Here is an 18,357-nt window from a genome sequence, read left to right as displayed (position 1 = left end):
TGCCGGAACCGCGGTTCACGCGCGGCTCCATTTCTGGTGGGCCTGCCCGTTGCAGGTCCACAGGACCAGTGGTGTTCCGCCCGCGGTGCCGGATCCGTTGACGTCCAGGCACAGTCCGGAGTGGACGTTGCGGATCGTCCCGTCGGAGTCGACGGTCCACTTCTGGTTGTTCTGGCCGTTGCAGGCCCAGGTGATGACCCGGGTGCCGTTGGTGGTGCCCTGGTTGTAGGCGTCCAGGCACTTGTCGCCGAAGACCCTGATCTCGCCGCTGGCCCACGTGGTCCACAACTGGTTGGCGGCCGTGTGGCAGTCCCAGAGCAGTACGGTGGCTCCGGCCGCGGTGGAGGCGTTGTCCACGTCGAGGCAGCGGCCGGACGCGTTGCCGCGCAGTCGCGAGGTGGTGGCGGCAAGCGGGCTGCCACCGCTCACTCGGAAGGCGGCCACGCCGTGCGCGGGGACGCTCGCCGAGATCTGGCCGGAGGTGCTCGACGTGCCGCCGGTCCACAGGTCGGTGAGGGTGAACGAGCCGCCGGCCAGGCCGACCTGTGCGGCCGTGGTGGTGATGGTCGCGGTGCTGCTCCCCCGGTTGAGCATGCCGACCGCGACCGACCCGTCGGACAGGGCCTTGGCGAACACCTCGGTGCCGCCGTCGTCGCGCACCCTGCGCCCGCCGGCGCCCAGCGGGTCCTGGTTCACCGCCAGCAGGCGGGGGTTGCGCAGGATCGCGCTCACGTCGGCGGACATGGTGCGGATGTCGTTGCCGGCCATGAGGGGGGCGCCCATCAGCGCCCACAGGGCGAAGTGGGAGCGGGACTCGGTCAGTGACAGACCGGGGCGGCCGACGACGAGCATGTCGGGGTCGTTCCAGTGCCCCGGGCCCGACTGCGCCGCGAGCGGCGCAGTGACGTCCAGGACGTTGCCGACGCCCATCGGGTAGCTGTTGGTGTTGCCGTTCTGCCAGATGTCGAGCAGGTCCTCGGTCGTCCGCCACAGGTCGGCGACCTCGCCCCAGTCGTACGTGGCGCCGGTGATGGCGTGGAAGCTGTTGGGATTGATGCTGTAGACGATCGGCCGCCCGGTGGCACGCAAGGCATCGCGCATCAGCGTGAACCGCGCGACCTGCTCGTCACGGGTGCCGCTGGAGGAGCACCAGTCGTACTTGAGGTAGTCCACGCCCCATGAGGCGAACGTGGCGGCGTCCTGGGCCTCGTGCCCCTTGCTGCCCGTCGAGCCGGGATGGGCGCCGGTGGTCTGCGCACAGGTCCGCTCGCCCGGCACCTGGTAGATCCCGAACTTCAGGCCCTTGGCGTGGATGTAGTCACCGAGCGCCTTCATCCCGCTCGGGAACTTGGCCGGATCGGCCCGCAGGTTCCCCGCCGCGTCGCGTCGCGGGTCGAACCAGCAGTCGTCGACCACCACGTACCGGTATCCGGCGTCCCGCATGCCCGAGGACACCATCGCGTCGGCGGCCTGGCGCACCTGGGCCTCGGTGATCCCGCACCCGAAGCTGTTCCAGCTGTTCCAGCCGAGCGGCGGGGTGAGCGCCGGGCTGCCCGGCGCAGCCGCTGCGGTGGACGGTGCGGATGCCACCAGGGACGCGGTGACCGTCAGCACGGTGGTCGCGAGAAGGCGGAGCAGTCGTCCGCCTGATCGTCTGGGCATCAGGACCTCCCCGGCCGGACGGGGCACATGAGCGCCGCAACAGGCCTGTCACGTACATGACAGCCCCGCCTGGTCCGAAATTTCGTATGCCGTTCCGAAACTCATGGTGCCAGGGATGGTAGACGGAGGCCGGAGCATGTCAACAGTGCGGGCATCTATATCGGACAAGCGACTGACCTGCGGCGATTTAGCCAGCAAGGCTTCGAATGTTTCGGTGATGAAATCGAATAATGCGAGAGGGATTGACGAGACCGGAGGGCCTCCTATCATCCAGGATGCTCGACATGCCGATGGATATTCGACATGTCGAACAGATGCAGTGCTCCACCTGTACGAGGCAAGGCACCTCCAGGGTCATGGGCCCACCATTCGCTCTTCTTCACCACGCCATGCAGGCGCTCGGCGGCTCGGTCCGCAGTACGCGGTTCGGGCTGTCCGCGCCCCCGGAGGCGACCGATCGCACTGCGCAACCCCCCACCCCTCCACGAGGAGAACCATGAACCCACTGAAACGGCTCGGCTGTCGCCGTGCTGCGGTCCTCGGCCTGCTGGCCGCGACGGTCCTGGTGACACCGGCGACGGCGACCGGCGCGCCCGACGCCGTGCGGGCCTCCACCCTCGGCGCCCAGGCGGCCCAGTCCGGGCGGTACTTCGGAACCGCGGTGGCCGCCGGACGGCTCGGCGATGGCACGTACACCGGCATCCTGGACCGCGAGTTCAACTCGGTCACTCCCGAGAACGAGATGAAGTGGGACGCGACCGAGCCCTCCCGCGGCTCGTTCACCTTCGCCCGCGCCGACCAGATCGCCCAGCGCGCGCAGGCCCGCGGTCAGCGCCTGCGCGGACACACACTGGTCTGGCACTCCCAACTGCCCGGCTGGGTCAGCTCCATCAGGGACGCGAACACGCTGCGCGGCGTGATGAACAACCACATCACCACCGTGATGAACCGCTACAAGGGCCGCATCCACTCCTGGGACGTGGTCAACGAGGCCTTCGCCGACGGCGGCAGCGGCCAGATGCGCAGCTCGGTCTTCCGGGACGTGCTGGGCACCGGCTTCATCGAACAGGCCTTCCGCACGGCGCGATCGGCGGACCCGGCGGCCAAGCTCTGCTACAACGACTACAACATCGAGAACTGGAGCGACGCCAAGACCCAGGGCGTCTACCGCATGGTGCGCGACTTCAAGGCACGCGGGGTGCCCATCGACTGCGTCGGCCTCCAGGCCCACTTCGGCGCCGGCGGCCCGCCCGGCAGCTTCCAGACGACGCTGTCGAGCTTCGCCGCCCTCGGGGTGGATGTCCAGATCACCGAGCTGGACATCGCGCAGGCATCGACGACGGCCTACGCGAACACGGTGCGGGCCTGCATGAACGTCGCGCGCTGCACCGGCATCACGGTCTGGGGCATCCGCGACAGCGACTCCTGGCGCAGCGGCGAGAACCCGCTGCTGTTCGACCGCAACGGCAACAAGAAGCCGGCGTACAACGCGACCCTGACGACGATGGGCGGCACGCCCGCAGCGTCCCGCGGCAGGACTCCTGTCACCCGCGGCACGCCCGCCGGCTCACGCGGCGCCGCCGAGGCCGCCGCACTGCCCAACCGTTACTCGTGGAGCTCAAGCGGCCCGCTGATCTCGCCGAAGTCCGACTCGACCCACAACATCGCCGGGATCAAGGACCCGACGGTCGTGCAGTACAACGGCAAGTACCACGTGTTCGCCAGCACCGCCGGTTCCTCCGGCTACAACCTGGTCTACCTGAACTTCAGCGACTGGTCCCAGGCCGGCTCGGCCACGCACCACTACCTCGACCGCACCGCCATCGGCCGCGGGTACCGGGCCGCGCCGCAGGTGTTCTACTACGCGCCGCAACGCCTGTGGTACCTCGTGTACCAGACCGGCAACGCGTCGTACTCCACCAACCCGGACATCAGCAACCCGAACGGATGGAGCGCGCCGCGCAACTTCTACTCGTCGATGCCGGACATCATCAGGCAGAACATCGGCAACGGCCACTGGGTCGACATGTGGGTGATCTGCGACAGCGGCAACTGTTACCTGTTCTCCTCCGACGACAACGGACACCTGTACCGCTCGCAGACGACCACCGGTCAGTTCCCGAACGGGTTCACCAACACCGTCATCGCGGCCCAGGACTCCAAATACGCGTTGTTCGAGGCGAGCAACGTGTACAAGGTGCAGGGCAGTAACCAGTACCTGCTGCTCGTCGAGGCCATCGGATCGGACGGCCGGCGCTACTTCCGGTCCTGGACCTCGGGCAGCCTGGCCGGCTCCTGGACGCCTCTGGCCGCGTCCGAGAACAACCCCTTCGCACGGGCCGGGAACGTCTCCTTCCCCTCGGGCGCCTGGACCCGGGACATCAGCCACGGCGAGATGATCCGGGCCGGCTACGACCAGACCCTGACCATCCCCGCCTGCCGGCTCCAGTACCTCTACCAGGGCATGAACCCCAATGCGGGCGGCGACTACAACCTGCTCCCGTGGCGCCTCGCCCTGCTCACCCAGACGAACTCGTCCTGCTGACCGGCCGTGCCGTGGGGAGCGCTGCCCGTGGGGAGCGCTCCCCCTCCCCGGCTCGCCGCCGACCTTCGCACGCTCCCTGCCAGAAAGCCGAGGTACCGTCATGCGCCGCAGTCTCCTCGCCCTGGTGGCAGCGCTCTCCTCACTGCCGCTGGCGCTCGCCGCCGCCCCGGCCGCTCAGGCGGCCGACCCGACGACCATGACCAACGGGTTCTACGTGGACCCCGACTCCAGCGCGAAACGGTGGGCCGCCGCCAACCCCGGCGACGGCCGGGCCTCGGCGATCAACGCCTCCATCGCCCATACGCCGACGGCCCGCTGGTTCGGCTCCTGGAGCGGCGGCATCGGCACCGCCACCGGCGCGTACACGGGCGCCGCGGACGCCCGGGACAAGCTGCCCCTCCTCGTCGCCTACAACATCTACAACCGTGACTACTGCGGCGGACACTCCGCGGGCGGAGCCTCCTCGCCGTCCGCCTACGCCAGCTGGATCGCCCAGTTCGCGGGCGGGATCGGCGGCCGCCCGGCCGTCGTCGTCCTCGAACCGGACTCCCTCGGGGACTACGGCTGCATGAGCCAGGCGCAGATCGACGAACGCGAGAGCATGCTGACCGGTGCGCTCGCCGAGTTCAGCCGCCGGGCACCCCACACCTGGGTCTACCTCGACGCCGGCAACCCGGCCTGGGCGGACGCGGCGACCATGGCCCGGCGTCTCCACGAAGCCGGTGTCCGGCAGGCTCACGGTTTCTCGCTCAACGTCTCCAACTACCTCACCACGGCCGAGAACACCGCGTACGGCGACGCCGTCAACAGGGAACTCGGCGCCCGTTACGGCTATACCAAGCCGTTCGTCGTGGACACCAGCCGCAACGGCAACGGCTCGAACGGCCAGTGGTGCAACCCCGCGGGCCGCCGTATCGGCACGCCCACCCGGCTGGGCGGAGGCGCCGAAATGCTGCTGTGGATCAAGGTTCCCGGTGAGTCCGACGGCAACTGCGGTGTGGGAGGCGGCTCCACGGCCGGGCAGTTCCTCCCCGAGGTCGCCTACAAGATGATCCACGGCTACTGATCCCGGCGGTTCGGGCGCTTCCCGGACTCCGCGCTCTCGCACCGCAACGCCCCGCGGGCCGGGGCCGACCGCACCCGTGAAGGACGCGGACGGCCCCGGCCCCGGTGTGCCGGGCCTCCCTGATCTGCGAGGTCTTCGACGCGGCCGACGGCCTCGGCGACGGCACCACCGCCCGCCGCGGGCCGATACGGGCAGCCAAGATCGACAACTGGTCAAACGTCATGTGGGCTGCGAAGCTGGAGTTCGAGGGCTCATCTACTAGGTTGTCTAGGAGGTACCCGTGAAGATGCTCATCAACGTCCCGGAGAACGTGGTCGCGGATGCGCTGCGCGGTCTGGCGGCTGCCCACCCGGAGCTGACCGTGGACGTGGAGAACCGGGTGATCGTGCGGCGGGACGCTCCCGTCGCCGGACAGGTGGGGCTGGTGTCGGGCGGAGGCTCGGGGCACGAGCCGTTGCACGGGGGTTTCGTGGGTCCCGGCATGCTGTCGGCGGCCTGCCCGGGCGAGGTGTTCACCTCCCCCGTGCCCGACCAGATGCTGCGCGCGGCCGCCGCCGTCGACAGCGGCGCCGGCGTGCTGTTCATCGTGAAGAACTACACCGGTGACGTGCTCAACTTCGACATGGCCGCGGAGATGGCCGAGGACGAGGGCATCCAGGTGGCGAAGGTGCTGGTCAACGACGACGTGGCGGTGACCGACAGTCTGTACACGGCGGGCCGGCGCGGTACGGGCGCGACCCTGTTCGTGGAGAAGATCGCGGGCGCCGCCGCTGCCGAGGGGATGCCCCTGGAGCGGGTCCAGGCCATCGCCCGGCAGGTCAACGAGAGCTCCCGCAGTTTCGGGATCGCGCTGAGCGCGTGCAGCACCCCGGCCAAGGGCAGCCCGACCTTCGATCTACCGCCCGGTGAGCTGGAGTTGGGCATCGGCATCCACGGCGAGCCCGGCCGGGAGCGGCGCGCCATGATGACCTCCGGGGAGATCGCCGAAGCCGCCGTCGAGGCGGTGGTGGAGGACCTCCAGCCACGCAATCCGGTACTGGTCCTGGTGAACGGCATGGGCGCGACACCGCTGCTGGAGCTGTACGGCTTCAACGCCGAGGTGCACCGGGTGCTCGCGCAGCGCGGCGTCCCCGTGGCCCGCGTCCTCGTGGGCAACTACGTCACCTCCCTGGACATGGCGGGCGCCTCGCTCACCCTGTGCCAGGTCGACGAGGAACTGCTGCGGCTGTACGACGCGCCGGTGCAGACTCCGGGTCTGCGCTGGGGCGTGTGACGCGCGGAGGTAGACGATCACCCAGTACCTACCAGGCAAGGAGAGCCAGTGCTCGACGCCGATTTCTTCCGCCGTTGGATGACGGCGACCGCCGCATCCGTCGACCGTGAGGCGGAACGGCTCACCGCCCTCGACTCCCCCATCGGGGACGCCGATCACGGCAGCAACCTCCAACGCGGGTTCACGGCCGTGGCGGCCGCACTGGAGAAGGAGGCCCCGGGCACGCCCGGCGGGGTTCTGACCCTGGCCGGGCGGCAGCTGATCTCGACGGTCGGCGGCGCCTCGGGGCCGCTGTACGGGACGCTGCTGCGCCGCACCGGCAAGGCGCTGGGCGATGCCGGCGAGGTCAGTGCGGAGCAGCTGGCCGAGGCCCTGCGGGCGGGGGTGGACGCGGTCATGACGCTCGGCGGCGCCGCCCCGGGTGACGCGACCATGATCGACGCGTTGGTGCCCGCGGTGGACGCGCTCGGCGACTCGTTCACGGCGGCCCGGACCGCCGCGGAGGAGGGCGCCGTGGCGACGACGCCCCTGCAGGCGCGCAAGGGCCGGGCGAGCTACGTGGGCGAGCGCAGCATCGGCCACCAGGACCCCGGGGCCACGTCGGCGGCCCTGCTGATCGCCGGACTCGCGGAGGCCGCCGGTGAGTGACGAGCAGCTGGTGGGGATCGTGCTGGTGTCGCACAGCGCGGAGGTGGCCGCTTCGGTCGCCGCGCTGGCGAAAGGGCTCGCGGGCGGTGCTCCGGCGGTGCCGGTCGCTGCGGCGGGCGGTACCGAGGGCGGCGGGCTGGGCACCAGCTCCGAACTGATCGCCGCGGCGGCCGCGTCCGTCGACCGCGGTGCCGGAGTGGCCGTCCTGACCGACCTGGGCAGCGCGGTGCTCACGGTGAAGGCGCTGCTCGCGGAGGGCGACGAACTCCCCGAGCGCACACGTCTGGTGGACGCGCCCTTCGTGGAGGGAGCCGTGGCCGCGGTCGTCACGGCGTCCACGGGGGCGGACCTGGCAGCGGTGGAGGCGGCCGCCACGGAGGCGTACACCTACCGGAAGGTGTGAGCGGCGGATGCGGCCGGGCACACCCGAGCGGTGCCACGCCCGGCCGCAGGCCCGCCGGTGGCGCCCCGGCCGCAGGGCCGGCAACGGGCCCGCCCATGAGATGCCCGGCCGACCGCGGGCCCGGCCGACGGTGCGCCCGGCCGCAGGCCGGCGCACGTCCACCCGACCGCGGAACCGCGAGCGGTGCACCGGCCGCGGGCCCGCCGGAAATCCGCCCGACCGCAGACCGCCGGCGGTGCACCCGGCCGCGAGCCCTCCGGCGCTCCGCCCTGCCGCAGGCCCGCCCGTGTGTGCCGTCAGCTGTTCAGCCTCCGTTCACCCGTCCCCGGGCGACGAACTGCTTCGCGACCCGCTCCCCCTCCGCCACGGCGGCGGAGGCGTCCTCGATGGGCGAGACCTTGGTGTTCTTGAAGACGATGTAGGTGACGCCGGAGGGCGCGCCGCCGCCGTGCGGGTCGGCGCGGATGCCGAGGGCCTTGGCGGTCGCGTAGGACGCCTCCCCGATGACGCCCTGCGGGCCCACGTCGCCCACCACCGCGTACTGCACGCGGTCGCGGTACACGACGGCCACGACCGAGCCGCCGCCGATACCGTGCGCCCGGTAGTCCCAGAGAGCGCTCGGAGCGGGTACGACGACGAAGGGCAGGCGTTCGGCGCTCAACGGGCGGCCGTCCGACTGGGAGTAGGCCGTGCTTGCCGCGAAGTACGGGTCGGTCCGGGAGTTGCAGCGCGGCCCCGGCCGGCCGTCGCAGTCGATGTCCATGTCGGCCTTCCAGAACACGACGTCGCGGGTGCCGCAGACGGGGATCTTCGCGGAAGCGCCGGCGTCGCCGCGGTAGCGGCCGCGCGAGACGGGGACGCAGTCGCGCACCTCGGCGAGCAGGTCGGCGGCGCGCACGGTGCTCTCGCGCCATAGCGCGGGCCGGGGGTGGGCGGCGGAGGGTGTCGTCGGGGCGAGCAGGGCGGCACCGGCCGCGGCCACAGTGAGCGAATGGACAAGCACGATACGGGAGCCTCTCGCTGGGGACCTGACGGGCACTCAGCCCAATCTGTCCCCTGGGTGATCGCCCGGCCACCGCTGGGGGGCCGGACGGTGCATGCCCCCAACGTCCGACGGGAGCCGGGGACCTGAGTCCGCGTAAGAATCCGGCTGTCCGGCCACCCGGGCCGGCACGGGGCCCGTCATGACAGCGGTCCGTGCGACGGGCTCGAACTCTCCGCTTTTCAGCTGGAGTTCGGCCGTGACGCCCCCAGCATGCTTGACGCTCCCGGGTGGTCACGCACGGCCCGGGGCTGACGCGGTTGCGGTCAGGGACATGCCGGTTCAGCCCGGACGCCCCCTTGATGTGCTCCCGCCAACGACGTCATATTGGTACGGACCATTTCGGTGTCTCTGTCGGCCGACCACCTACGGGAGGCAGTGCCGTGCGAGGACGTTCGACCCCCTCGTCCCTCCTCCGCCGCCTGGCGCTCTGCGGAACCCTCACGCTGGTGACGGCCTGCGGTGGGGCAGGGGCGCGGGAGGGGGACGGCGGCCGTGTGCCCGGCGCCCCGACGGGTGTCACCGCGGTGGCGGGCAGCGCGAGGAGCGTGCACGTCATGTGGAACACGACCGCCCGGGCCGAGGCCTACGAGGTGTACCGGGGCACCACGAAGGTCGAGGAGGTACCGGGTGCGCAGCACATGGTGGATGTCACCGGCCTCCGGCCCGCCACGCCGTACGTCTTCTCCGTTCGCGCGCGGGACGCCGGCGGGCGGCTCGGACCGCCCAGCCGCGAGGTGCGGGCCAGGACATCCGCGGCCGTCGCGGACGACCGCTCCGCACCGAGCCGGCCGTCGTCGTCCAAGGGGCGGGCAGCGGGGAGCCGAGCGGTCCAGCTGTCCTGGTCCGCCTCGACGGACGACCGGGGAGTGGTGTCGTACGACATCCATCAGGGAGACACGAAGATCCACAGTGTCGGCGGGCAGCAGACGGCCGCCGTACTGACGGGGCTGCGGCCCGGCACGCGCTACGCGTTCACCGTCCGGGCCAGGGACGCGGCGGGGAACGTCTCCCCCGCCGGGCCTGCCGTCCGCCTCACCACCCCGGGCACCGACGACGGCCGCGCCACCGCCCCCACGGAGTTCCGGGCGACATCCCACCGCGAGGACGGGGCCTACCACCTCGACCTGAGCTGGGTGCCGCCCCGGGTGGACGGTGAGGTGACCGAGTACCGGATCCAGCTCGACGGCCGGCCGGCGACGTCCCTCGTGTACGGCGGCAGCGCCCCGCGCGCGCGGGCGGCGTACAGCTTCTACGTGGGGCGCAGGGCCGGTGTCACGCACCGGGTCCGCGTCCGGGCGATGCTGCCGGACGGCACCTGGGGAGGTTTCTCCGCGGAGCGCGTGGTGACGACGGGGCGCTGACGAATGCGTCCTCGGCTGTCATCGACCGGGAGGAGGAAGGCGTCACCTGCACGGGGGCGCTCGGAGTGCGGCCGTGGCCGGGGTCGCTTTGGCTGACTCCGAGGCAGCACGGGCGCTCCCCGACCCTCGGCGGCGCAAGGGATGTACCGCCGACCGTGCCGCCGGAGGGCAGTCCACATGCGCAACTCATCGTCAGTTCTCCGCTCCGGCCTGACCGTGGCAGTCGCCGCGCTGCCCCTCGCCCTGGCCGCGGTACCCGCCGTCGCGGGCCCGGGCATCTCCGTGAGCACGACCGGCTCCACGGTGTCGGTCACGACCAGCTCGTGCACCCAGATCAACGGCAGCTGGGGCACCGCCTCGCTCCTCACCAGCAGCCAGGGCAGCTTCGCCCAGGGCCGCCAGGTGACGCTGTCGGGGACGTCCACGAGTCAGTCGGCGGCCTGGTCGAACGTCTCCCCGGGCACGTACACGGTCATCGTCGTCTGCTCGGACGGCACCACCGCGGGCACGCAGTCCGTCGTGGTCTCCACCGCCCCCTCCCCCTCGCGGTCCGCGTCCCCTTCCGTCTCGCCGTCCCGCGGCGTCATGGGCGGGGTCGGCGGCAGCACGACGGACTACGGGACCGAGGCGCTGGTGGCGGGCGGCGCGCTGGTCGGAGCCGGCCTCATCGGGACGGCCTGGTACCTGCGCAGGCGCAACAAGCCGTACCGGCTCTGACCCGGTACGTACGTCGGCCCGCTCCCCCGAAGCGCTCCGGGCGGGCGGGCCGACGTCATGTCCCGACCGGGTCGGACGGGGCGGACGGTCGGCCGGTCAGGTGGCCTCGTCGGGGAGTTCGGCGAAGTCCGCCAAGGCGTGCCTGAGCCACCGGGTCCAGAAGGTCTCCAGGTCGATCCCGGCCCGCAGCACGAGGTGCCGCAGCCGGTCCTCGGCGCCGTCCCGGCCGGGCGGGAAGTCGCGCTTCTCGATCTCCTCGTACTCCGCAAGCTGCCGCTCGTGCAGCTCCAGGTGGCGGCGCAGATCGGCCTCCAGGCCCTCCGTGCCGACCACGGCCGCCGCCCTGAGCCGCAGCAGCAGCGGGTCGCGGTGCGGTCGGGGGTCCTGGGAGGCGGCGGTCCACCGGGCGAGTTCGGCACGGCCCGCGGGCAGGACCTCGTAGGCCTTCTTCTGCCCTCGGGCCGGCTGTTCGGACGGCAGGGCCCTGATGAGGCCGTCGGCCTCCAGTTTCCCGAGCTCGCGATAGATCTGCTGGTGCGTCGCCGACCAGAAGTAACCGATCGACCGGTCGAACCGGCGGGTCAGCTCCAGGCCCGAGGACGGCTTCTCGAGCAGGGCGGTGAGGATCGCGTGCGGGAGTGACATGGCCTCATCCTAGGGACGCGTATCCGCACTACAGGGCGGCTGCGAGCTCCGTTCCCTGCTTGATGGCGCGCTTGGCATCCAGCTCGGCGGCCACGTCGGCGCCGCCGATGAGGTGCGCGCTGCGGCCGGCGGCGATCAGCTCCTCGTACAGGCCCCGGCGCGGTTCCTGGCCCGTGCACAGCACGATCGTGTCCACCTCGAGGACGGTGCTCTCCTCGCCGACGGTGATGTGCAGACCGGCGTCGTCGATCCGGTCGTAGCGCACGCCCGGGACCATGGTGACGCCGCGGAGCTTCAGCTCGGTGCGGTGGATCCAGCCGGTGGTCTTGCCGAGGCCGGCGCCGACCTTCGAGGTCTTGCGCTGGAGCAGGTGGACGGTGCGCGGCGGGGCGGGCCGATCGGGCGCGGCGAGGCCTCCCGGGCCGCTGTAGTCCATGTCGACGCCCCACTGGCGGAAGTACGTCGCCGGGTCCTCGTGGGCCTTGTCCCCGCCGTCGGTGAGGAACTCGGCGACGTCGAAGCCGATGCCGCCCGCGCCGAGGACCGCGACCCGGTCGCCGACGGGTGCGCCGTCGCGCAGGACGTCGAGGTAGCCGACCACGCTCGGGTGGTCGACGCCGGGGATCTCCGGGGTGCGCGGGGTGACGCCGGTGGCGACGACGACCTCGTCGTAGTCGTCGACGTCCGCGGCCGTGACGGGCGTGTTGAGCCGGACGTCGACGCCGTGCCAGTCGAGCTGGGTGCGGAAGTAGCGGAGCGTCTCGTCGAACTCCTGCTTGCCCGGGACCTTGCGGGCGACGTTGAGCTGGCCGCCGATCTCGTCCGCCGCGTCGAACAGCGTCACGTCGTGGCCGCGTTCGGCGGCGGAGACCGCGCAGGCGAGGCCGGCCGGTCCGGCTCCGACGACGGCGACGCGCTTGCGCAGCCGGGTCGGGGAGAGCACGAGCTCCGTCTCGTGGCAGGCGCGCGGGTTGACCAGGCAGGAGGTGATCAGACCGCTGAACGTGTGGTCGAGGCAGGCCTGGTTGCAGCCGATGCAGGTGTTGATCGCCTCGGGCCGGCCGGCGGCGGCCTTGGTGACGAAGTCGGGGTCGGCGAGCATCGGGCGGGCCATCGACACCATGTCGGCGGCGCCCTCGGCGAGCAGTTCCTCGGCGAGTTCGGGGGTGTTGATGCGGTTGGTGGTGACGAGCGGGACCGACACCTCGCCCATGAGCCGCTTGGTCACCCACGTGTACGCGCCGCGCGGCACGGAGGTCGCGATGGTGGGGATGCGGGCCTCGTGCCAGCCGATGCCGGTGTTGATGATCGTCGCCCCGGCGGCCTCCACGGCCTTGGCGAGAGTGATGACCTCGTCCAGCGTCGAGCCGCCCGGGACGAGGTCGAGCATGGACAGCCGGTAGATGACGATGAAGTCCTCACCGACGGCCTCGCGTACCCGGCGCACGATCTCCAGCGGGAAGCGCATGCGGTTCTCGTACGCGCCGCCCCAGCGGTCGGTGCGCTGGTTGGTCTGCTGCGCGATGAACTCGTTGATGAGGTAGCCCTCGGAGCCCATGATCTCGACGCCGTCGTAGCCGGCCTGCCGGGCCAGGCGGGCGGCGCGGGCGTAGTCGTCGATCGTCCGCTCGATGTCGGCGTCGGTGAGCTCGCGCGGCGGGAAGGGGCTGATCGGCGCCTGGACCGGGCTCGGCGCGACGAGGTCCTTGTGGTAGGCGTAGCGGCCGAAGTGCAGGATCTGCATCGCGATCCGCCCGCCCTCGCGGTGCACGGCGTCCGTGATGACCCGGTGCTGCCCGGCCTCCTCCTCGGTGGTGAGCTTGGCGCCGCCCTCGTAGGGCCGTCCCTCGTCGTTGGGGGCGATACCGCCGGTGACGATCAGGCCCACTCCCCCGCGGGCGCGGGCGGCGTAGAAGGCGGCCATGCGCGCGAAGCCGCCCTCGGCCTCCTCCAGGCCGACGTGCATGGAGCCCATGAGGACCCGGTTGGGCAAGGTGGTGAAGCCCAGGTCGAGGGGGGTCAGCAGGTGCGGGTAACGGCTCATCGGGCCCTCCGTGCGCGGTGTCGTGCCTGTAGTTGTAGAGGACTACCGACCGTTTATGCAACTAGTTGCACAAGGTGATGGAGGGCACAGTGGAGCCATGGCCAGGGACCTTGCCCCGCTGACCGACGTGGTGGACCTCGCGGGCGCGCTGATCCGCCGGCCGAGCCGGGCGGGGCTCGACGCCCCCGCACCCGTCCTGGGGGTCCTGGAGGACGGGCTCGCCGGGCACGGACTGCCGTACCGCCGGCTGTACGGCGACACGCGCAGCCCGGTCGCGCTGCTGGTGGAGGTCGCCGGCGGACGGCCCGGGCCCTGGTGGGCGCTGGACGCCTGCGTGGACACCGCACCGTACGGCGACGAGACGGCGTGGTCCTTCCCGCCCGCCGCCGGGGACGTCGTCGACGGCCGGCTGCGCGGCCGGGGCGCCGCGGACTCCAAGCTCGCCGCCGCCCTGTTCTGCCGCATCGCGGCCGAGCTGCAGGGGCGGGCGGACGAGCTGCACGGCGGGCTCGCGGTGCTGCTCGACGCCGGCGAACACACCGGCGGCTTCGGGGGCGCCCGGGCCTGCCTCGCCGACCCGGACGCGGTCCGCCCGGCCGGGGTGTGATCGGCTACCCGGGCCTGGACGAGGTCGTCGTCGGCGGGCGCGGGCTCTGGCGGGCCGGGATCGCCGTGCACGGCACGTCAGGGCACTCCGGGGCGCGCCGGACGGTGGTGGGCGCCGTGTCGCGGGCGGCACATCTCGTACGGCTGCTGGAGGCGTCCCCGCTGCCCGGGGCGAGCGGGGAGCTCCCGCTGCCGCCGAGGCTGACGGTGACCTACTGCCGCGGCGGTGAGGGCTTCTCCGCCGTCCCCGACCGCTGCGAGATCGGCGTCGACGTGCGCACCACGCCGGGGTTCGGCGCCCGGGACGCCGAGGACCTGGTGCGTGCGGCGGCGTCAGGGCTGGACGCGGCGCTGCCCGCCCCGCGGCCGACCGAGGTCACCGCGGTGGCGTCCTGGCCGCCGTACCGGCTGGCCGCGGACGAGCAGCCGGCCGCGGCGCTCCTGGGCGCGGCGGCCGGGCAGGGGCTGCGGGTGCGGGCCAAGACGGCGGGCCCGTCGAACATCGGCAATCTCCTGGCGGCCGAGGGAATCCCGGCCACGGCCGGGTTCGGCCTGCCCTATGAGGGGCTGCACGGCGTGGACGAACTCGTGCACCTGGCCGACCTGCCCGTGGTGCACGCCGTCTACCGGCGGGCGGTCCTCGGCCTGCTCACGGGGTGAGGCGAGAGGAGGCGGTCACCGGCTCTGCAGACGCACGTGCAGCTCCTTCTCCTGGTCGCCGGAGACCGTGCTCAGGTCGTGCACGTCGAACAGTGATTCCAGGGTCGTGCGGAACCGTTCGATCGCCCAGTAGCCGCCGTGCAGGTCGGCGTCGACGGAGGACGACAGGTGAACCGGCCGCGCGCCCTCGTGCTCGTCGGCGACGTCGAACGTGCCGAGCCACACGGTCGGGCGGGTCTCGTGCAGTTCCTCCGGCACGTCGTCGGCACACCGGTCGGACTCGTAGCAGGAGCACAGTGCGTCGAACACGGTCCGGGCGTCGTGCTTGCTGCACCCGCTGATCTCCACCGAGACGGAGTGGGGGTGCGGTCGCTCGTGGTTCATCACCATCGTGATCGCTCCTTACATGGCAACCGGCTTGCCGTATCCGCCCCTACCCCAGCAAAGCACCACCTTTCGGCGAGCACTACCGGCGGTGCCCTTCTCCCGGTGACGGACTTTGCGGGGCGGTCCGGGCCGTGTTGGGAGATGGTGGAAGGTGACGGAAGGGGCCTTCGGGAACGGCTCCGCGCGGTAGAACATGGGGTGTCGGCACACGACGGCGTGCCGCGAGGACGGCGAAGGCGGGGCGTGGGATGAGTGCAGCCGGGTCTCCCGAATCCGCAGGCGACGGTCCGGTGCGCGGATCGGCGCGCCCTAGCGGGCTGCTCGACGTGCTGCGCGTGGCCTCGGTAGTCCTGGACGCCGAGGGCCGCATCGTGCTGTGGAGCCCGCAGGCCGAGGAGCTGTTCGGGTACGAGGCGCGGGAGGCCCTCGGGCAGTACGCCGCCCGGATCATGGTCCACGAAGAGCACGTCGACCTCGTCGTCAAGTTGTTCGCCGACGTCATGGGCACCGGCCAGAGCTGGGCGGGAGCCTTCCCGATCCGCCGCAAGGACGGTGCCACACGGCTGGTGGAGTTCCGCAACATGCGGCTGCTGGACGACCAGGGCGACGTCTACGCGCTCGGGCTGTGCGCCGACCAGAGCACCGTGCACCGGCTGGAGCGCGAGGTGGCGCTGTCGACCCGGATGATCGCGCAATCCCCGACCGGACTGGCCGTGCTGGACACCGAGCTGCGCTACGTCTCGGTCAACAAGGCGCTGGAGGAGATCAACGGGGTACCGGCGGAGGAGCACCTCGGCCGCACGCCCCGCGAGGTGGTGCCCGGGATGGACGTGGACGCCCTGGAAGCCGCCACGCGCCGGGTGCTGGAGACGGGCACGCCGGTCGTCGACCGGTCCACGATCGGCCGCACCCCGACCGACCCGCACCAGGACCACGCCTGGTCGGTCTCGCTGTACCGGCTGGAGAACGCCTTCGGGACCGTGCTGGGCGTCGCCGTCTCGATCGTCGACGTCACCGAGCAGTACCGGGCGGGCATCGAGGCGGAGGCGGCACGCCGGCGTCTGGCCCTGATCGCCGACGCCTCGGGCCGGATCGGCACCACGCTGGACCTCGACCGCACGGCCCGCGAGCTGGCCGACGTGGCCGTGCCTGAGCTCGCCGACATCGCGGCGGTCGACCTGCTGGACGCGGTGGTGCAGGGCCGGCGCACGAGTCTGGGGCCCGCCGAGTCGGCCGTGATCCGGGCGCTGGCGGTACAGGGGTACGACTCCGCCGAGGCCCTGGAGGCGGCCGACGCCCCCGGCCACGTGGCGCGGTACGCCCCCGACCGGCTGGTCACCCAGTGCGTGCGCACGGCGAGCCCCGTGATGCTGCCGGAGGTCAAGGACGAGGACCTGGTGCACATCGCCCGCTCCCCGGAGGCGGCCGAGCTGCTGGGCCGGGCCGGGGTGCACTCCTATCTGGCGGTACCGCTGATCGCGCGCGGTGAGGTGCTGGGGGCCCTGGACCTCAAGCGCACCCGCAATCCGCTGCCGTTCAGCGAGGACGACCTGCTGCTGGCGCGCGAGCTGGCCGCCCGGGCCGCCGTGCAGATCGACAACGCCCGCTGGTACCAGAGCGCCCGGGAGACCGCGCTCACCCTGCAGCGCAGTCTGCTGCCCACTCATCCGCCGGTGACGGGCGGGCTGGAGGTCGCCTCCCGCTACCAGCCGGCGGGGGCCACGAGCGAGGTGGGCGGCGACTGGTTCGACGTGATCCCGCTGGACGGCGACCGGACGGCGCTCGTCGTGGGCGATGTGATGGGCAGTGGCATCCCCGCGGCCGCGGCGATGGGGCGGCTGCGCACGGCGACGCACACCCTCGCCTCCCTCGGTCTCGATCCGGACGTCCTCCTGGAACACCTCGACAAGATCACCGCGGGTCTCGAGCAGGCCATCGCCACCTGTGTCTACGCCGTCCACGACCCGCATCTGCGGCAGTGCCGGATCGCCAACGCCGGGCATCTGCCGCCGGTACGCGTCCGGGCCGGCCGGCCGCCGGAGCTGCTCGGACTGCCGACCGGGGTGCCGCTCGGCGTGGGCGGTGTCGCCTTCTCCACGACCACCGTCGACCTCGAGCCCGGCGACCTGCTGGTGTTCTACACCGACGGTCTCGTCGAGACCCGCCGCGACCCGATCGACGAACGGCTCGAGACGCTGCTGTCCCTGCTCGACGGGCCCGACCTGCCGCTGGAGGACGTCTGCGACCTGCTGCTGCGCACCCTGCACGAGCCGGACAACTTCGACGACGTGGCGCTGCTCATCGCGCGGGCGACCACGCCGGACTGAGCGGCCTCACGGCCGGACGCCGATCACCACGTGGGCGTACAGCTCCTCCGACACGGCCAGGTGGGTCGTGAGGCCGTTGCGCTCGAACGCCTCGACGGCGGCCGGGGCCTGATGCCGGCTCGTCTCCACCAGGACGCAGCCGCCGGGGGCGAGCCAGCGGGGTGCCCCGGCCGCGACGCGGCGCAGGACGTCGAGGCCGTCCGTGCCGCCGTCGAGGGCGACCAGCGGCTCGTGGTCACGGGCCTCCTGCGGCAGCAGCCCGATCTCGCTGCTCGGCACGTACGGCACGTTGGCCGCGAGAATGCCGACGCGGCCCCGCAGGGCGACCGGCAGCGCCTCGAACAGATCGCCCTCGTGGACACGGCCGCCGACGGCGGCGACGTTGCCGCGGGCACAGCGCACGGCGGCCGGGTCGATGTCGGCGGCGTGCAGTTCCACGTCACCGAGGCCGGCGGCCAGGGCCGCTCCCACGGCGCCCGAGCCGCAGCACAGGTCCACGACCACGGCGGCGCCCGAGGCCCGCCGCAAGGCCTGCTCCACCAGGAACTCGGTGCGCCGCCGCGGCACGAAGACGCCCGGGGCGACAGCGATGCGCAGGCCTCGGAACTCGGCCCAGCCGACGACGAGTTCGAGCGGCAGACCCGCGACACGACGCTCGACCATGGCGGCGGTCTCGGCCGGGGTGCGCGCGACGGCGAGGATCATCTCGGCCTCGTCCTCGGCGAAGACGCAGCCCGCGGTGCGCAGGGCGACGACGACGGAGTCACGGGACGACGGCGTGGAAGGGGGGACTGCGGACACAGACGGCATGGAAGCCCAGAGCCTTTCGGGAACCGAAGGGCGCTCCGGGGATCGCCTACGACCGGCGATCCGCGCGACATCGAGAGGAGAGCACCCGAGCTGACACAGCGGTAATGGGTCTCACCTCCTCGGCTTCCGACGGCCGGGTCCTTACCGGGCCGGACGGC

Annotated in this window: 16 protein-coding genes; 10 read left to right on the top strand and 6 right to left on the bottom strand. The window is 72.3% G+C overall.

Going from position 1 to position 18,357, the window contains the following annotated elements:
- Window positions 1-15: 15 nt before the first annotated feature.
- Complete coding sequence (locus AB0937_RS06605) at window positions 16-1,662, bottom strand: ricin-type beta-trefoil lectin domain protein (protein ID WP_366709921.1); 1,647 nt, start codon at window positions 1,660-1,662, stop codon at window positions 16-18.
- A 496-nt stretch (window positions 1,663-2,158) separates the two neighbouring features.
- Here AB0937_RS06605 and AB0937_RS06600 point away from each other — a divergent pair, with 496 nt between their 5' ends.
- The 5 genes from AB0937_RS06600 to AB0937_RS06580 all read left to right on the top strand — a co-directional run bounded on the left by AB0937_RS06600 (window position 2,159) and on the right by AB0937_RS06580 (window position 7,597).
- Window positions 2,159-4,207 carry a non-reducing end alpha-L-arabinofuranosidase family hydrolase gene (locus AB0937_RS06600; protein WP_366709920.1) on the top strand — a complete coding sequence of 683 codons (2,049 nt, stop codon included), beginning with the start codon at window positions 2,159-2,161 and terminating at the stop codon, window positions 4,205-4,207.
- 100 nt (window positions 4,208-4,307) lie between these two features.
- A complete protein-coding gene (locus AB0937_RS06595) occupies window positions 4,308-5,273 on the top strand; it encodes a glycoside hydrolase family 6 protein (protein ID WP_366709918.1) in 966 nt (321 codons plus the stop codon).
- A gap of 280 nt (window positions 5,274-5,553) precedes the next feature.
- Entirely contained in the window at window positions 5,554-6,546 is a 993-nt protein-coding gene (gene dhaK, locus AB0937_RS06590; RefSeq protein ID WP_366709916.1) for a dihydroxyacetone kinase subunit DhaK, read from the top strand.
- Window positions 6,547-6,594: 48 nt separating this feature from the next.
- Window positions 6,595-7,194: a dihydroxyacetone kinase subunit DhaL gene (gene dhaL, locus AB0937_RS06585; protein WP_366709915.1), complete on the top strand. Its 600-nt coding sequence runs from the start codon at window positions 6,595-6,597 to the stop codon at window positions 7,192-7,194.
- Entirely contained in the window at window positions 7,187-7,597 is a 411-nt protein-coding gene (locus AB0937_RS06580; protein ID WP_366709913.1) for a PTS fructose transporter subunit IIA, read from the top strand. Before dhaL ends, AB0937_RS06580 begins: the two co-directional genes overlap by 8 nt.
- Window positions 7,598-7,901: 304 nt before the next feature.
- Here the strand turns inward: AB0937_RS06580 and AB0937_RS06575 are convergent, their stop codons facing one another.
- Window positions 7,902-8,600 carry a glycoside hydrolase family 75 protein gene (locus AB0937_RS06575; protein WP_366709912.1) on the bottom strand — a complete coding sequence of 233 codons (699 nt, stop codon included), beginning with the start codon at window positions 8,598-8,600 and terminating at the stop codon, window positions 7,902-7,904.
- Window positions 8,601-8,941: 341 nt separating this feature from the next.
- Here AB0937_RS06575 and AB0937_RS06570 point away from each other — a divergent pair, with 341 nt between their 5' ends.
- Together AB0937_RS06570 and AB0937_RS06565 are read left to right on the top strand one after the other, a co-directional pair.
- Window positions 8,942-10,003 carry a fibronectin type III domain-containing protein gene (locus tag AB0937_RS06570; RefSeq protein WP_366709911.1) on the top strand — a complete coding sequence of 354 codons (1,062 nt, stop codon included), beginning with the start codon at window positions 8,942-8,944 and terminating at the stop codon, window positions 10,001-10,003.
- Between the two features lie 177 nt (window positions 10,004-10,180).
- The gene (locus AB0937_RS06565; protein WP_366709910.1) at window positions 10,181-10,720 is read left to right on the top strand and encodes a hypothetical protein; all 540 of its coding nucleotides are present in this window, start codon (window positions 10,181-10,183) and stop codon (window positions 10,718-10,720) included.
- 96 nt (window positions 10,721-10,816) lie between these two features.
- Here the strand turns inward: AB0937_RS06565 and AB0937_RS06560 are convergent, their stop codons facing one another.
- Together AB0937_RS06560 and AB0937_RS06555 are read right to left on the bottom strand one after the other, a co-directional pair.
- Complete coding sequence (locus AB0937_RS06560) at window positions 10,817-11,365, bottom strand: PadR family transcriptional regulator (protein ID WP_366709909.1); 549 nt, start codon at window positions 11,363-11,365, stop codon at window positions 10,817-10,819.
- 28 nt (window positions 11,366-11,393) lie between these two features.
- Window positions 11,394-13,409 carry an NADPH-dependent 2,4-dienoyl-CoA reductase gene (locus AB0937_RS06555; RefSeq protein WP_366709907.1) on the bottom strand — a complete coding sequence of 672 codons (2,016 nt, stop codon included), beginning with the start codon at window positions 13,407-13,409 and terminating at the stop codon, window positions 11,394-11,396.
- A 97-nt stretch (window positions 13,410-13,506) separates the two neighbouring features.
- On the opposite strand from AB0937_RS06555, the gene AB0937_RS06550 reads away from it, so the two are divergent.
- Both AB0937_RS06550 and AB0937_RS06545 read left to right on the top strand, forming a co-directional pair.
- Window positions 13,507-14,016 (top strand): M20/M25/M40 family metallo-hydrolase, encoded by a 510-nt coding sequence (locus AB0937_RS06550; RefSeq protein ID WP_366709906.1) that lies wholly within the window; start codon window positions 13,507-13,509, stop codon window positions 14,014-14,016.
- Window positions 14,013-14,675 (top strand): peptidase dimerization domain-containing protein, encoded by a 663-nt coding sequence (locus AB0937_RS06545; protein WP_366709904.1) that lies wholly within the window; start codon window positions 14,013-14,015, stop codon window positions 14,673-14,675. Before AB0937_RS06550 ends, AB0937_RS06545 begins: the two co-directional genes overlap by 4 nt.
- A gap of 15 nt (window positions 14,676-14,690) precedes the next feature.
- Here the strand turns inward: AB0937_RS06545 and AB0937_RS06540 are convergent, their stop codons facing one another.
- The gene (locus AB0937_RS06540) at window positions 14,691-15,059 is read right to left on the bottom strand and encodes a hypothetical protein (RefSeq protein ID WP_366709903.1); all 369 of its coding nucleotides are present in this window, start codon (window positions 15,057-15,059) and stop codon (window positions 14,691-14,693) included.
- A gap of 251 nt (window positions 15,060-15,310) precedes the next feature.
- On the opposite strand from AB0937_RS06540, the gene AB0937_RS06535 reads away from it, so the two are divergent.
- Window positions 15,311-17,389: a SpoIIE family protein phosphatase gene (locus AB0937_RS06535; RefSeq protein WP_366709902.1), complete on the top strand. Its 2,079-nt coding sequence runs from the start codon at window positions 15,311-15,313 to the stop codon at window positions 17,387-17,389.
- A gap of 6 nt (window positions 17,390-17,395) precedes the next feature.
- Here the strand turns inward: AB0937_RS06535 and AB0937_RS06530 are convergent, their stop codons facing one another.
- Window positions 17,396-18,199 carry a putative protein N(5)-glutamine methyltransferase gene (locus tag AB0937_RS06530; RefSeq protein WP_366709900.1) on the bottom strand — a complete coding sequence of 268 codons (804 nt, stop codon included), beginning with the start codon at window positions 18,197-18,199 and terminating at the stop codon, window positions 17,396-17,398.
- Between the last annotated feature and the right edge of the window lie 158 nt (window positions 18,200-18,357).

This window comes from Streptomyces sp. NPDC047880 (genome assembly GCF_040706515.1).
Classification (GTDB): Bacteria; Actinomycetota; Actinomycetes; order Streptomycetales; family Streptomycetaceae; genus Streptomyces.
The sequence above is the reverse complement of the archived record's forward strand: the minus strand, read 5'-3'. Positions and strand labels throughout refer to the sequence as shown.

Coding starts and splice junctions, on each gene's coding strand:
- AB0937_RS06605 (WP_366709921.1), bottom strand. CDS start 1,662: ATGCCCAGACGATCAGGCGGACGACTGCTCCGCCTTCTCGCGACCACC.
- AB0937_RS06600 (WP_366709920.1), top strand. CDS start 2,159: ATGAACCCACTGAAACGGCTCGGCTGTCGCCGTGCTGCGGTCCTCGGC.
- AB0937_RS06595 (WP_366709918.1), top strand. CDS start 4,308: ATGCGCCGCAGTCTCCTCGCCCTGGTGGCAGCGCTCTCCTCACTGCCG.
- AB0937_RS06570 (WP_366709911.1), top strand. CDS start 8,942: ATGTGCTCCCGCCAACGACGTCATATTGGTACGGACCATTTCGGTGTC.
- AB0937_RS06565 (WP_366709910.1), top strand. CDS start 10,181: ATGCGCAACTCATCGTCAGTTCTCCGCTCCGGCCTGACCGTGGCAGTC.
- AB0937_RS06560 (WP_366709909.1), bottom strand. CDS start 11,365: ATGTCACTCCCGCACGCGATCCTCACCGCCCTGCTCGAGAAGCCGTCC.
- AB0937_RS06555 (WP_366709907.1), bottom strand. CDS start 13,409: ATGAGCCGTTACCCGCACCTGCTGACCCCCCTCGACCTGGGCTTCACC.
- AB0937_RS06550 (WP_366709906.1), top strand. CDS start 13,507: ATGGCCAGGGACCTTGCCCCGCTGACCGACGTGGTGGACCTCGCGGGC.
- AB0937_RS06540 (WP_366709903.1), bottom strand. CDS start 15,059: ATGAACCACGAGCGACCGCACCCCCACTCCGTCTCGGTGGAGATCAGC.
- AB0937_RS06535 (WP_366709902.1), top strand. CDS start 15,311: ATGAGTGCAGCCGGGTCTCCCGAATCCGCAGGCGACGGTCCGGTGCGC.
- AB0937_RS06530 (WP_366709900.1), bottom strand. CDS start 18,199: ATGCCGTCTGTGTCCGCAGTCCCCCCTTCCACGCCGTCGTCCCGTGAC.